The following is a 13,349-nucleotide window of genomic DNA, read 5'->3' on the forward strand; positions in this document are numbered from 1 at the left end:
ACGTGGCCCGAGCCGCGTCCGCGTTGCCGGCGGGTGCCGGGCTTAGCTGGTCCGGGCGCTATTTCCGGCCGATGAACCAGTCCTGAAGCTTCCGCAGCCTGGCCTGCAGCTGTTCCTCGTTGGCCTGCGCCACCGGCGGGCCGCCGCACACGGTTCGGAGTTTCGTATGCACCACCCCGTGCGGGGTTCCGGTCCGCGCGGACCATGCGGCCACGTTCTTGGCCAGTTCGTTGCGCAGGTCCATAAGCATCCGGTGATCGGGTACGGCGGGAGCCGCCTGCGAGGCAGCAGATTCAACCGACCGGAGCTTTTTCCGGCTCTGCTGTTCATGCTGGCGCTGGCGCAGCAGCGTACCCACCTGTTCGGCGTCCAGAAGTCCCGGAATGCCCAGGAAGTCCAGTTCGTCGTCGGATCCGATGTCGCCGCCGGTGCCGAACTCGCCGCCGTCGAACAGCACGCGGTCGAATGATGCCTGCGAGTCGAGGGCCTCAAATTTGCCCTTGGTGAGGCTGTCGGATGCCTTGTCCTCCCGGTTGGCCTCGTCCATGAGCGAATCTTCGGGATTGAACAGGCCGTCCGGGTCTTCTTTCTCCGGCCGGTCCAGGGCGTGGTCGCGTTCAGCCTCCATCGAGTTCGCCAGCGCGGTCAGTTGCGGAACCGACGGTAGGAACACCGACGCCGTTTCGCCGCGCTTCCGGGCGCGGACAAAGCGGCCGACGGCCTGGGCGAAGAACAGCGGCGTGGACGTGGACGTGGCATAGACGCCCACCGACAGCCGGGGAACGTCCACGCCTTCGGACACCATGCGGACCGCCACCATCCAGCGCTTATCGCTGGCAGTGAATTCCTCGATTTTGCTGGATGCCTTGACGTCATCGGAAAGGATCACGGTGGGTGATTCACCCGTGATCTTCTTCAGCTGGCCGGCGTAGGCGCGGGCGTCCTCGTGGTCGGTGGCAATCACCAGGCCGCCGGCGTCGGGTACGGTCCGGCGGACCTCGCTAAGGCGTTTGTCCGCTCCAGCCAGCACGGCCGGGATCCATTCGCCTGCAGGGTTGAGCGCTGTCCTCCAAGCCTGCGAAATGATGTCCTTGGTGACGGCCGACTCGCCAAGGGACGCCGCCATCTCCTCGCCGCCGCTGGTGCGCCAGCGCATCTGGCCCGAGTAGGCCATGAACATGACAGGACGGACCACGTGGTCGCGCAGGGCGTTGCCGTAGCCGTAGGTGTAGTCGGCTTTGGAGCGGCGGATGCCGTCCCGGTCTTCGGCGTACTCCACGAACGGAATGGGGGAAGTGTCGGAGCGGAAGGGCGTGCCCGTGAGTGAAAGCCGGCGTGCGGCCGGATCGAAGGCCTCGCGGAGGCCGTCACCCCAGGACAGGGCTTCGCCGCCGTGGTGGATCTCGTCCAGGATCACCAAGGTACGGGCTGCCTCGGTCTTCGCGCGGTGCAGCATGGGCTTGCTGGCAACCTGGGCATAGGTCACGGCCACGCCGATGAAGCCGCGGCCGTGCTGCCCGTCCGCATTCTTGAAGTTGGGGTCGATCGCGATGCCCACGCGGGCCGCTGCGTCAGCCCACTGCCGTTTGAGGTGGTCCGTGGGCGCCACGATGGTCACACGGTTCACGGTGCCCGCCTCGATCAGCATCGACGCCACACGCAGGGCGAAGGTGGTCTTGCCTGCGCCGGGCGTTGCCACCGCCAGGAAGTCCCTGGGACCGGTGGCAAAATAGCGGTCGAGCGCTTCCTGCTGCCACGCACGGAGCTTCTGCGCGGTCCCCCACGCTGCCCGCTCGGGATACGCCGGCGGCAGCGTCGGCCCGCCAAAGAGTGTCTCGGTCACGCAGAGCCCTCAATTCCCCGCATTGCGGCAGCCGTGAGCGAAAGACACATAAACATAAACACCAATCTGTTCCGGAGGAGCCGCACTGCTCCGGTCATCAAAATCATCGTGGTCACGGGACTTGCGCAGCAGAGATTGCGCCCCATGGTTGTCTTGCCCCGCCCCGGCCGGGCGGGCCGGTCACTGGCCTAAGCCAGATGACCGGTGAACGGCCCTATTTGCCGGAATCGCCGTCGGAGCCCTTGCCGCCGTCCTTGCCGGGACGCAGGCCTTCGTAGACCTCTTTGCACTCCGGGCAGACCGGGAACTTCTGCGGATCGCGGCCGGGAGTCCACACCTTGCCGCACAGTGCGATGACCGGCTCGCCCGTCATGGCCGATTCCATGATCTTCTCTTTGCGCACGTAGTGGGAGAACCGTTCCCGGTCACCGGGTTCAACTTCCTCGCGCACTTCCTCGCGCTCGATAGTGGCCGTGGACGTTCCTGGTCCGGAAAGCTCGCGCATCGGGTCGTTTTCGAGGGGGTCCGTCATGCTAGTCATGGCATCCATCTTAGCCGTTGTGCCGGACAAAAAACCGGACCTCCGAACTACAGGCCCTGCCAGGCGGGCTTGTTGTCATACGTGTGGCGGTAGTAATCGGCCAGCCTGAGCGATGACGCGGCGGCCTCGTCCACCAGGACGGTGACGTGGGGGTGCATTTGCAGGACGGACGCGGCGCAGATGGCAGCCACCGGCCCTTCAACGAAGTCCCGGACAGCCTGCGCTTTTTGGGCACCGGTGGCAATCAAGATCACATGGCGGGCCTCCATGATGGTGCCCAGCCCCTGGGTGATCACATGGTGGGGAACATCATGGATGCTGGTGAAGAACCTGGCGTTGTCCCGGCGTGTCTGCTCGATGAGGCTCTTGATCCTCGTCCTGGACGCCAGCGACGAGCCGGGCTCGTTGAATCCGATGTGACCGTCGGTGCCTACACCCAGTAGCTGGAGGTCCACCCCGCCGGCTGCCCTGATGGCGTCCTCGTAGGCCTGGCAGGCCGCCGGGATGTCAGCCGCCAGGCCGTCGGGAGTGTGTACGTTTTCCGGTGCAATGTTCACCCGGTCCGTGAACTCCCGGCGGATGACCTCCCGGTAGGACTGGGGATGCCCCTGCCCCAGGCCCACGTATTCGTCCAGTGCAAAAGCGCGGGCACGGCTGAAGTCGAGGCCGCCGTCGTCATGACGGCGGGCGAGTTCGTCATAGACGGGCAACGGGGACACCCCCGTTGCCAGGCCGAGCACCGCGTCGGGCTTACTGCGCAGCAGGGCCTCGACGGCGTCGGCCGCAAGGGACCCGATCTGTTTGCTCCCCGGAAGAATAACCACTTCCATGGCGTACCGCCTTTCCGCATCCAGTACTACTAATCATGGCCCAACCGGCCTAGCGGTTGACTGAAAGCTGTGCCAGAAGTTCCGGGCCGCGGGCGTCGAGCCATTTCCCGCCAAGGCGGACCCCTGCCGCAAAGAGGACGAGGCCCAGCACCGGGCCGAGCACCAGGTTGATCCAGCCGGGCACCATGCTGCCTGTCACGGACTGCGTGATGACCAGGGCCGCCTCCGGCAGCACCAGCAGCATCAGCACGCCCATCCCGCCGAACTGGACCGCCATGGTCTGGGCAACGTTTCCGGGCGGCTTCTTGAACGGACTGTCGCCGGGGAGGGGTACCGCCACCGTGTACCGTGCCGAGATCACGGATGCCAGGCCGAGCCCGGTGAACAGGACCCCCAGGGAGAGGCCCAGCAGCGCCGGCAGCCACTCCCAGTTCCCTGTGAAGAAGAACGGGCCGACGCTGAAAACCAGCACGATGGGTAGCGCAAACGCCAGGCAGGCGAGGGCGCGCCCCAGCCTGTCGTGGACGCCGCGGACGCCGCTGGACAAATGGAGGGCAAACGCTGTGTTGTCGTAGGACACGTCCGCTGAAATCGACCATGCCAGCAGGAAAGCCGCCAGCGGACCGATGATCGCCAGCACTCCGTAATCACCGGTCTGGCTCGCCTGGAAGAACATCAGGACGGGCAGGAGCGGGATGACCACCAGCGACCCCGAATAACGGGGGTCCCTGATCCAATACGTGAGGGCCCTGGCCGTAATAGCGCCGACGGGCGTGGCCGGCAGCACACCGAAGAGGCCCATCCGACCGCCGCGCTTCCTGCTGCCCGCTGCGTACGGCGGCGTGACCAGGGCACGCTGCAGCAGCACCTTCCAGCACCAGGCGAGGCCGGCCAGTGTTGCCAGCGCGATCAGCAATTTAAGCCCGGCCGGTCCATACCGGGCCGCCGCCGCGTCGCCGCCGAGTGACCATGCGGCACCGGCAGGCGTCCACGCCAGGAAACGGGCCAGATCAGTCAGGAATCCGGCGGAGCCTGCGGCTCCCTGGGCCACGAAGGCCACGATCGGTCCCATGAGCATCAGGGGCACCATGAAGGCGAGCGCGCTGACATCCTTGAACCGCCGGGAGGATGCCAGGCCGGCAGTCGCCGTCGTCACCACTTTGGAAAGGACAATGCACGTCAGCACGCCGAGCACGGCGCCCGCTATGGCGGCCGCAACGGCCGGCACTCCCCTGCTCCACGTGCCCACCGTGGCAAGCGCCACCAGCGCCGTGGCAATGCCGGGGATCCCGATCAATCCGCCGAGGGCCAGGCCGGTGAGCAGCTGCGGCATGGGGACTGCCGCCGTGGTGAGGCGTGCCGGGTCCAGGGTCATGTCGGCCGAGGACGCAATGACGGGGACCACTCCCCAGCCCAGGACCGCCGCGGAACCGCCCACCACCACCACGGTCTGGGCGAGCTCCAGGTCGGCCGTCCGGAGCAGGACGAGCGCCACTCCAAAGAAGCCGGCAATTCCCAGGGCATACAGCCCGCCGATGATCAGTCCCAGGAGCTGCCACGGGCTGCGCCGGAGGCTGTTGCGCAGAAGCGTCAGCTTGAGCCTTAGAAGGTGCGCAACCATTCCAGGCCCTCCGTCTGGCTCCGGCCCCCCACTAGCTGGACAAAGCGGTCCTCCAGCGAGGCGCCGGCCCGGACTTCCTCCACCGTGCCGGCCGCCAGCAGCCTGCCCGCAGCAACCACCGCCACGTGGTCGCACATCCGCTGCACAAGGTCCATGACATGGCTGGAGACGATCACCGTTCCGCCGGAACCGACGTAGCGGTCCAGGATGTCCCTGATATTCGCCGCGGAAACCGGGTCCACCGATTCGAAGGGTTCATCCAGCACCAGCAGCCTGGGCGCGTGGATGAGGGCTGACGCGAGGGCGATCTTTTTGGTCATGCCGGCCGAATAGTCCACAACGAGGGTTCCGGCGTCGGCACTCAGATCAAGCGCCGCCAGGAGTTCCGCCACCCTGGCGGACACGACGTCCTTGTCAATCCCACGCAACAGGCCCGCGTAGCTCACCAGCTGCTCCCCGGTCAGACGGTCAAACAGCCGCACGCCGTCGGTGAGGATGCCCATGAGCTTCTTGGCTTCGAGCGGCCGTGCCCAGACGTCGGTGCCGTGCACCAGGGCCGTGCCGAAGTCCGGCCGGAGCAGCCCCGTGGCCATGGACAGCGTGGTGGTTTTCCCGGCGCCGTTGGGACCCACGATCCCGTAGAAGGACCCTGCCGGCACGTCCAGGCTGAGGCCGTCCACAGCGATCTTCCCGCCGAAGCGTTTGGCGAGGCCGCGGATGGACAGCGCCGGAACAGGGTGGTCCTGGGGGCCGGCGGACGGACGCAGACCGGGTTGCGGTTCAGTCATGGTGCCAGCGTAGCCTCCCGTCCGCGCGCAGAGGATCGTCCGTAAGGGTTACTTCCTAGAACGAATGGCGGGGAACCGCACGCTCATACTGCGGGACCCATGGCATCTCGTGGCCGAGCTCGAAGGCCGCGCGCAGCCACCAATGCGGGTCGCGGAGCGCGGCCCGCGCAATGAAGACTGCGTCAGCCTGTCCCGTGGCGACGGCGTGTTCCGCCTGCCCGGCCGAGGTCAGGAGTCCCACTGTGCCGGTGCGGATGCCCGCCTCGCGCTTGATCCGGGCTGCGAACCCGGTCTGGTAGCCGGGACCGGCCGGAATCTGCTGGTGCGCCACGGCGCCGCCGCTGGAGACGTCCACCAGGTCCACCCCGTGCTCGGCGGCGGCGCTGGCCAGCCGGACGGAGGCGGCGGCGTCGATCCCCCCGTCGGCCCAGTCCGAGGCGGAGATCCGCAACAGCAGCGGCATGGAGTCGGGAATGACGTTGCGAACGGCGTCCACCACGGCCAGGGTGAGCCGGTTCCGTCCGGTTTCGTCCGCTCCCCAGGCGTCCGTCCGGTCGTTAATGAGCGGGCTCTGGAACTGGTGGAGCAGGTAGCCGTGCGCACCGTGGATTTCGATCGTGTCGAACCCTGCGTCGACCGCCCGGATGGCGGCCGCTGCGAAGTCGGCAATCACGCCGTCAATCTCCGCCTCGGTCATGGCGGCGGGTGCCGCATAGCCGTCGAACGCGCCGGTGCCGGGACCCATGGTCTGCCAGCCGCCGTCGGACGCCGGCACTGACCCGCGTTTCCCCGAGAAGGGCCAGTACGTCGAAGCCTTCCGGCCGGCGTGCGCCAGCTGGGTGCCGATCTTGGCGTCAGCGGCGCCGTAGCGGTGCACAAACGCCGTGATCCGCTCCCAGGCTGCGGCCTGCTCGTCGTTGTAGAGACCGGCGTCGAGCGGGCTGATCCGGCCGGCCGCATTCACTGCGGCCGCCTCGGTGAGGATCAGCGCGGCTCCCCCGGTGGCGAAGGAACCCAGGTGCATGAGGTGCCAGTCGTGCGGAACGCCTTCCCCGGTGTCCGGGCCGCAGCTGTACTGGCACATGGGGGAAACCCAGCCGCGGTGGCGGAGCGTCAGTGAGCGCAGCTCCAGCGGCGAGAAAAGCGCCGACGACATTAAAACAGCACCCGTGCCAGCCCCTGCCGCGCCTTGGCGACGCGTTCATCGGACGGGCCCACCACCTCGAAGAGCTCCAGCAGCCGTACCCGGGCAGTCTCTCGTTCCGGGCCGAAGTTCCGGCCGATGAAGCCGACGATCCGGCCCAGGGCGTCGTCAATGTGGCCGCCGGCGATGTCCAGGTCCGCCACGCCCAGCTGGGCATCAAGGTTGTCCGGCTGCTCGGCGGCGAGCTGGCGCAGCGCTTCACCGTCGGGACCGGTCAGGGACTGCAGCCGGTCCATCAGCTCCACTTGGGCGAGTCCGGCCTTGGCTTCAGCATCCGCAGGCATCTCCAGCAGGGCCTGCCGGTAGGCGGCGGCCGCGGCGGCGAAGTCTCCTGCTTCGATGGCGTCGTAGGCGGCCTGGTGCAGCGGCGGCAGCGGGGCCGGCTCGGCCTCTGCGGGGGCGTTTCCGGCGCCGCCCAGGCTGCCGGTGACTCCGTTGGCTGCGGCGACCTTCAACAGTTCATCCAGCAGGCTGCGCACCTGCTGTTCGTCGGCTCCGCCCTGGAAAAGGGGCACCGGCTGGCCCTTCACCACAGCCACCGCGGTGGGAACGGCCTGTACCTGGAACGCCTGCGCAAGCTGCGGGAAGGCGTCGATGTCCGCGGCGCCCAGGACCAGGCGTCCGCCGTAGCTGTTGATGATGTCTTCGAGGACGTTGAGCAGCTCGCCTGAAGCGGGCGAGTAGCTGGCCCACAGGCCGAACACCACGGGCACCTGCGCCGAGAGCTCAACGAGCTGCTGGAAGTTGGCCTCGGTGACCTCGACCCGGAGCGGCTGGCCGCCCGTGTCCGGGGCGGCCCCTTGGGCCGTTGCTGACGGCGGGGCTGCGCCCGCCGGCCCGGCAGTTGGGGCTGCGGACGACTGCCCGGCCGGTGGCGCCGTGCGCTGTTTCAGGCTGGAAAGGTCGACGGCGCCGCGCAGGTTAAGCTGGCTGGCAGCGGCCGGAGGGACTGGACGGGAGGCTGGCGAACTCATAGCCTCCACTCTAGCCACTCAGGCCGCTGCCGGTCATACGCGGAGCGGGCTACTTGAAGCTGGCTCCCACGAGTCCGCGGGTGGCGGCCACGAGCTTCATCGGATCCTTCGAGCCGGTCGGCGGGATGTAGACCGCCATGGACTCGGCGAAGTTGAGCACCATGCCCGTGCTCGTTTCCTTGCCGCCGGCCAGCACGGCTGCGTCGTCCCCGATGGCCAGCTTGTCGCCCTCGGCCTTGGGCGTGCCGTCGAAGGCGAAGTTCAACTTGCCCATGACCAGTGCGCCGCCGTCGGCGGTGCGGAACACCACGGTGTCCTCGGGGGACACCTTATGCGTGAAGCTGAAGTTGCCGTTCACGCCGGTCTTGGCCACATCGGCCTGGTAGGCCAGCGTGTCGGCGATGTACGGCGACGACTGGCCCTCCACGAGCTTGTCCTTGAACGTCGAATCGGCTTTCGTCAGACGGTCCCCCAGCCCGGCAAGGGCTTCCGCCCCGCTGTAGAGCAAGCCTGACTTGTCGTCTGCGGCCAGGGTTTCCGTTCCGGTGCGTCCGATGGACGGGAACGTGGTGCCCGGCTGCAGCGGCGTGGTCTGCACCAGCTTGTAGTTCTCGCGCGGCGACTTCTGCACGAGGGTCAGGAGCTGGGGCACAACATTGCCTTCGCCCTGGGTAACGGCCATCACCGAACGCGGCCAGGCGCGCTTGCTGGTGACAACCGTGGTCAGCAGTTTGGTGGCGCGGACCGGCATGCGCGCCTCGTAGGCGCCCACCTGTGAGCGGATTTTGTAGTTCTGTGTTCGGACCTCAAGTTCGGTGCGGTCCACCCGGGACTTGAGCTTCGCGGCATCCTTGGCGGCGTCGCCGGCGTCCACCGTGCTGGAAACCTGTTCCAGGATCCGGCGGAACTGGGCGTCCAGGAGCACCGGTGAATCGGGGGCGGTGTCGGCCCCGGCGGTTTCACTGCTTGACGGCGACGGAGCGGGCGTCGTGGCCGCCTGCGCAGCCACACCCGTTCCGGCCACGATCGTGGCGGCGAGCGCAACCATGGCCACGCCCGCCCGCTTTGCTGTGAACGTCGCGGTGAAGGCGGAGGTCCCGGGCCGCTTTTCAACGGGCGGCTCCACGGGGGCGGGAGCGGCAGGCGCCGGCTTGTCGGCCGGACGGACTGCTCGGGCACGGCGGATCAGCTTGTCCTTCATGGATTCGTCCGTGATGGACTCGCCGGTATCGTTCCCGCCGACTCCGGGCTTGCCGCTCTTGGGCTTGAGCACCAGCAGGGCCAGTCCGGCCAGCATGAGCAGGCCGCCCAGCACCATGAACGGCACGGCCCACGGTGTGGAGGTGTCGTTGGGGAACGTCATGGAGATGGACGACGGCGCCGGCTTGGTGCCGTCCGAGGCCAGCAGGAGCGACCATTCGCCGTCCGCCGGGGCGCTCCACGTGTAGTTCAGTTCACCGCTGGCATTCTCGGTGGTAACCCAGAGATCGGAACCGGCCGGCGAGGGAGCGGCGGCTTCGCCCTCCGTGTGCGCCAGCTGCAGCGACTTATTGTCTTCGGAAACTCCGGAGACCGTGTTGTGGGCCGTCTTGCCAACCCAGGCGTCCACGTCATCAGGGCGGCCTGCTGCCAGCATGAAGCCGCCTTCGCCCTTGACATTGATCTTGACCGTACCCCCGTGAAGGGTCCGCAACTTCTGGTCGATAACGGTCAGTGGTGCGGCGGTGCCGTCGGCGGGCGCCGTGGCCGTAAATGTCTCGGCCGGGGCCCAGATGGTCTTCTGTCCTACGCCGGCCAGCAGTGTCAGGAGGCCGAGCAGCACTAGTGCAACTGCAGTCTTGAAACGCAAAGGGATACCTATCATCAGCGGGGGTTTACTTTCAATAGTAACCATTTTGTTACCAATGAGTCAGGTCGGGACCCGGATCACAGCCTAGGGCAACCGGCCGCGCCGGGAGTAAAACCGGGCACTGACAAGCCTGCTGATAGTGTTTGCGATGATCATCACATGGTCCGCAGCAGCGGCGCCACAGAAGGTAAAGGGCCCCAAAACGCAGTGACTGAACACACGGATTCGTCCGCCCCAGGACATAACGACTCGACCGGATCCGGTGCCCAGGAAAGTGTACCGGCCGGCACGCGGCACGAACACAAACCGCTGTTGCCGGGCCTGGCCGCGGCGGTGGTGCGCAGGCTCCGGACGCCCCTTCCCGGCGCACAGCCCAGGCTCCGCTTCGAGATGCCCCCCGAATCCGCCGAGGACTCCGCCGAGCCTGCGACCGAGACCAGCACGCGCTTCGGACATCCCGGACCGCGCATGTCGTCCCAGCATCCCTTATATATGGGCTTTATGGGCACCGTGGGCGTCGGCCTTGCCCTGCTCGTCTACTGGATCGGTTCCAACACCACGCAGCTCCTGCTCTGGATCGTGACTGCGCTTTTCATCGCGCTGGGCCTGGACCCGGTGGTCCGCTGGCTGGAAGGACGCAAGCTTCCGCGGCCCGTCGGCATCCTGGTCTCCGTCACGGTCCTCGTCTCGGCTGTTGCCGGCTTCTTCGCCACGCTGATCCCCACTATCGTCCAGCAGGTCACCCAGGTCGTGCAGGAAGCACCCCGCTGGATCCAGGACTTCATCGATTCGGACTTCTTCCGCAGCGTGGACGACCAGTTCGGCGTCCGGGAACGCATCACGCAGGAGCTGGAAAAGTTCGTCAACAATCCGGATGCCATGGGCGGCATCTTCGGAGGGGTCGTCGGCTTCGGGTCCACGGTGGCCAACGGGCTCTTCGGAACCCTGATAGTCCTCGTGCTCAGCCTTTACTTCCTCGCTGCCCTTCCCGCCATGAAAAAGTGGGGCTACCGGCTGGCACCGCGTTCGCGCCGTGTCCGGGTTGAAGCCCTGTCGGAGGAGATCACCGGCTCCGTGGGCAACTACGTCATCGGCCAGGCCTGCGTGGCCCTGCTCAACGCGACCTTTGCGTTCATCGTGATGTCGATTGTCGGAGTCCCCTTTGCCGTTCTGCTGGCGTTCGTCGTGGCGCTCCTCGCCTTCATCCCCCTGGTCGGGGGAATGATCGCGGGTGTGCTGGTGACGCTGATCGCCCTCACCGCGGGCTGGCAGACCGCCCTGGTGTACGGCATTTGCTACTTTGCCTACCTCCAGTTCGAGGCGTACTTCATCTCGCCCCGCATCATGCAGAAGGCCGTGGCCGTGCCCGGCGCCGTGGCCGTTATCTCCGTTATCGCAGGCGGCAGCCTCCTGGGTGTCCTCGGAGCGCTCATCGCCATACCCACCGCAGCGGCGGTCATGCTGCTGGTGAAGGAAATCTTCATCGTCCGCCAGGACAAGCACTAGCGAACCGGGCTGCTACCGGGCCAGCGCCCTTAGGGGGCCGCGGAGGCCACGGGTCCGTTCCAGTCTTGGGGCAGGCCCTCGGGGCCCGCTCCCTGCGCCGTGACCTCATCGACGATTTCGTTGAGCACCCGGGCGGCGTACTTCTCCCCCACCCAAAGGTGCTTGGCGCCGTCGACGCCCACAACGTCAGCCTGCGGCACCAGACCGAAGCGCTCGGCGGCGGCCTCCGGCCGGAGGTAGTCGTCGTGTTCGGGAACCAGCACCTTCAGCGGCTTTCCCGAGGCTGCCCATTCCAGCAGGTGCGCGTCCGTGGCACGGTGCAGCGGGGGTGACAGGAGGACGGCGCCCTCCACTTCGGAGGCGACCGGCTCCGTCGCCCCGTACATGAGCGCCAGCTCCGTGCCGAACGACCACCCCACCAGCCAGCGGTTGGGAAGGTTCCGGGACGCCGCGAAGCGGACGGCGGCCTCGACGTCCAGCCGTTCGCCGATGCCCTCTTCGAAACGGCCGCCGCTGGTGCCGCGGGGCGAGGTGGTCCCCCTGGTGTTGAACCTGAGGACGGCCACGCCGGCGAGTGCGGGCAATCGGAAGGAAGCCTTGCGGTAAACATGCGAATCCATGAAACCGCCGTGGGTGGGCAGCGGGTGGAGCGTGATCAGTGTGGCGGTGATCTCCCCCGATTCCGGCACGGCGAGTTCGCCGACGAGGACGCAGCCGTCCTCCGTTTGTATTTCCACGTTCTCCCGGCGCGCCGGCAGGACTGTTGAAGCCCGGATAGCGGTGGCTTCGGAAGACTGGCTGAAAACGAACGACGCCGGGTCAAAAGTCATGACTAACAGCTTAGCGATAGCGGTACGTGCGTGACGTCCAGCAGTTGGAGTGCCAGTGCCTCCGCTCCGAAAGTCCCGCGGCCGCACCGAACAGGTGGTCCTCGGACCAGACCACCAGGTGTTCGACACCGGGCAGGACCGCCGTCGAGCAGCCCGGGCAGATGTAGGACTTTTCGGCGCGCTTGGCCGTCATGGTGCGCACCATCCACTCGCCGTCGGGGGCGCTCTCCCGCCGTGAGATCCCCGACCTCGCCCGCTCCAGGTCCAGTTCCGGCACGGGACCGCCGGCGTGCTTGCGGCTGGCCTGTCCCAGTTTTCCGGAGGCGGCACGGCGGGGGCGGTTGGAACGGGGCATGCCTCCATTCTGCCCCAGGCTCAGGCGCCGCGCTGTTCCTGCCTTGGGCCCAGACGGTAGTGTTTACCGGGTGCGTTTAGTCATAGCCCGATGTTCTGTTGATTATGTAGGCCGTCTCAAGGCCCATCTCCCCCTTGCCACCAGGCTCCTGCTGGTCAAGGCTGACGGGTCCGTCCTGGTGCACTCCGACGGCGGCTCCTACAAGCCGTTGAACTGGATGAGCCCGCCGGCCAGCCTTCGTGTTTCCCTGCCGGATGAAGTGGACCTGGAGCTCGGTGTCACCGAGCAGTGGACCGTCCAGTCCGCCAAGACCGATGACCGGCTCATCATCAATATCCACGAGCAGCTGCACGACACTTCCCATGAGCTCGGCCAGGATCCCGGCCTCATCAAGGACGGTGTGGAAGCTGACCTGCAACGGCTGCTGGCCGATCAGATCGAACGCCTCGGCACCGGCTTTTCCCTGATCCGGCGCGAGTACTTCACCGCCATCGGTCCGGTGGATATCCTGGCCAGGGATGCCGACGGCGCCACGGTGGCCATCGAGCTCAAAAGGCGGGGCGACATCGACGGCGTCGAACAGCTGACCCGCTACCTGGAGCTGCTCAACCGGGATCCCCTGCTGGCACCCGTCCGGGGCATCTTTGCCGCCCAGCAGATCAAGCCGCAGGCCAAGGTCCTGGCCAACGACCGCGGAATCGACTGCGTCACCCTGGACTACGACGCCATGCGCGGCGTTGACGACAGCGAATCACGCCTCTTCTGACGGGCCCTTCCAAATAAGCAGTCCGTCAATAGCCGGGTGCACGGCCATAACGAAGCGGTTCACGTCGGCTTTACGCAAAATTTATCGAATTCCCCCTTTTACCCGTTGACCTGACGCACCCCACATGAAATTCTTATCTAAGTCTTTGTGTAGGTGTTTTTCATGCTCGCAAGACATGTTGCGAGCGCGAAGCTTCGTCAGCTAGTGTCCGGTTCCACCGGGCGGCAAGCCAGGATTCTTCT

At 66.8% G+C, this 13,349-nt stretch carries 12 protein-coding genes; 2 read left to right on the forward strand and 10 right to left on the reverse strand.

The window, feature by feature from the left end; all coding sequences use genetic code 11:
- Window positions 1-58: 58 nt before the first annotated feature.
- The 8 genes from AC07YR_RS10320 to AC07YR_RS10355 all read right to left on the reverse strand — a co-directional run bounded on the left by AC07YR_RS10320 (window position 59) and on the right by AC07YR_RS10355 (window position 9,665).
- A complete protein-coding gene (locus AC07YR_RS10320; protein WP_055796194.1) occupies window positions 59-1,843 on the reverse strand; it encodes a DEAD/DEAH box helicase in 1,785 nt (594 codons plus the stop codon).
- Window positions 1,844-2,057: 214 nt separating this feature from the next.
- Window positions 2,058-2,393, reverse strand: coding sequence for a DUF3039 domain-containing protein (locus tag AC07YR_RS10325; RefSeq protein ID WP_055796197.1), 336 nt, complete (start codon window positions 2,391-2,393; stop codon window positions 2,058-2,060).
- Window positions 2,394-2,431: 38 nt separating this feature from the next.
- The gene (nagB, locus tag AC07YR_RS10330; RefSeq protein ID WP_494733894.1) at window positions 2,432-3,214 is read right to left on the reverse strand and encodes a glucosamine-6-phosphate deaminase; all 783 of its coding nucleotides are present in this window, start codon (window positions 3,212-3,214) and stop codon (window positions 2,432-2,434) included.
- A gap of 49 nt (window positions 3,215-3,263) precedes the next feature.
- A complete protein-coding gene (locus tag AC07YR_RS10335; protein ID WP_494733895.1) occupies window positions 3,264-4,835 on the reverse strand; it encodes a transporter in 1,572 nt (523 codons plus the stop codon).
- On the reverse strand, window positions 4,817-5,623 hold the full coding sequence (locus AC07YR_RS10340) for an ABC transporter ATP-binding protein (RefSeq protein WP_494733896.1): 807 nt from the start codon (window positions 5,621-5,623) through the stop codon (window positions 4,817-4,819). The genes AC07YR_RS10335 and AC07YR_RS10340 overlap by 19 nt, the downstream gene beginning before the upstream one ends.
- A gap of 55 nt (window positions 5,624-5,678) precedes the next feature.
- Entirely contained in the window at window positions 5,679-6,779 is a 1,101-nt protein-coding gene (locus AC07YR_RS10345) for an NADH:flavin oxidoreductase/NADH oxidase (protein ID WP_436057986.1), read from the reverse strand.
- A complete protein-coding gene (locus AC07YR_RS10350; protein WP_436057987.1) occupies window positions 6,779-7,801 on the reverse strand; it encodes a tetratricopeptide repeat protein in 1,023 nt (340 codons plus the stop codon). Before AC07YR_RS10350 ends, AC07YR_RS10345 begins: the two co-directional genes overlap by 1 nt.
- Window positions 7,802-7,850: 49 nt before the next feature.
- A complete protein-coding gene (locus AC07YR_RS10355) occupies window positions 7,851-9,665 on the reverse strand; it encodes a hypothetical protein (protein ID WP_494733897.1) in 1,815 nt (604 codons plus the stop codon).
- Between the two features lie 192 nt (window positions 9,666-9,857).
- Here AC07YR_RS10355 and AC07YR_RS10360 point away from each other — a divergent pair, with 192 nt between their 5' ends.
- Complete coding sequence (locus AC07YR_RS10360; RefSeq protein WP_055797219.1) at window positions 9,858-11,156, forward strand: AI-2E family transporter; 1,299 nt, start codon at window positions 9,858-9,860, stop codon at window positions 11,154-11,156.
- A 29-nt stretch (window positions 11,157-11,185) separates the two neighbouring features.
- Here AC07YR_RS10360 and AC07YR_RS10365 read toward each other — a convergent pair whose 3' ends face one another.
- Window positions 11,186-11,986: an alpha/beta hydrolase gene (locus tag AC07YR_RS10365; RefSeq protein ID WP_436057989.1), complete on the reverse strand. Its 801-nt coding sequence runs from the start codon at window positions 11,984-11,986 to the stop codon at window positions 11,186-11,188.
- Between the two features lie 10 nt (window positions 11,987-11,996).
- On the reverse strand, window positions 11,997-12,341 hold the full coding sequence (locus AC07YR_RS10370; RefSeq protein ID WP_028270086.1) for an Rv1322 family protein: 345 nt from the start codon (window positions 12,339-12,341) through the stop codon (window positions 11,997-11,999).
- Window positions 12,342-12,411: 70 nt separating this feature from the next.
- On the opposite strand from AC07YR_RS10370, the gene nucS reads away from it, so the two are divergent.
- Entirely contained in the window at window positions 12,412-13,107 is a 696-nt protein-coding gene (gene nucS / locus AC07YR_RS10375; protein WP_028270087.1) for an endonuclease NucS, read from the forward strand.
- The last annotated feature ends 242 nt before the right edge of the window (window positions 13,108-13,349 follow it).

The organism is Arthrobacter sp. GW460-12-1-14-TSB2 (assembly GCF_059423525.1).

Coding starts and splice junctions, on each gene's coding strand:
- AC07YR_RS10325 (WP_055796197.1), bottom strand. CDS start 2,393: ATGGATGCCATGACTAGCATGACGGACCCCCTCGAAAACGACCCGATG.
- nagB (WP_494733894.1), bottom strand. CDS start 3,214: ATGGAAGTGGTTATTCTTCCGGGGAGCAAACAGATCGGGTCCCTTGCG.
- AC07YR_RS10335 (WP_494733895.1), bottom strand. CDS start 4,835: ATGGTTGCGCACCTTCTAAGGCTCAAGCTGACGCTTCTGCGCAACAGC.
- AC07YR_RS10340 (WP_494733896.1), bottom strand. CDS start 5,623: ATGACTGAACCGCAACCCGGTCTGCGTCCGTCCGCCGGCCCCCAGGAC.
- AC07YR_RS10345 (WP_436057986.1), bottom strand. CDS start 6,779: ATGTCGTCGGCGCTTTTCTCGCCGCTGGAGCTGCGCTCACTGACGCTC.
- AC07YR_RS10350 (WP_436057987.1), bottom strand. CDS start 7,801: ATGAGTTCGCCAGCCTCCCGTCCAGTCCCTCCGGCCGCTGCCAGCCAG.
- AC07YR_RS10355 (WP_494733897.1), bottom strand. CDS start 9,665: ATGATAGGTATCCCTTTGCGTTTCAAGACTGCAGTTGCACTAGTGCTG.
- AC07YR_RS10365 (WP_436057989.1), bottom strand. CDS start 11,986: ATGACTTTTGACCCGGCGTCGTTCGTTTTCAGCCAGTCTTCCGAAGCC.
- AC07YR_RS10370 (WP_028270086.1), bottom strand. CDS start 12,341: ATGCCCCGTTCCAACCGCCCCCGCCGTGCCGCCTCCGGAAAACTGGGA.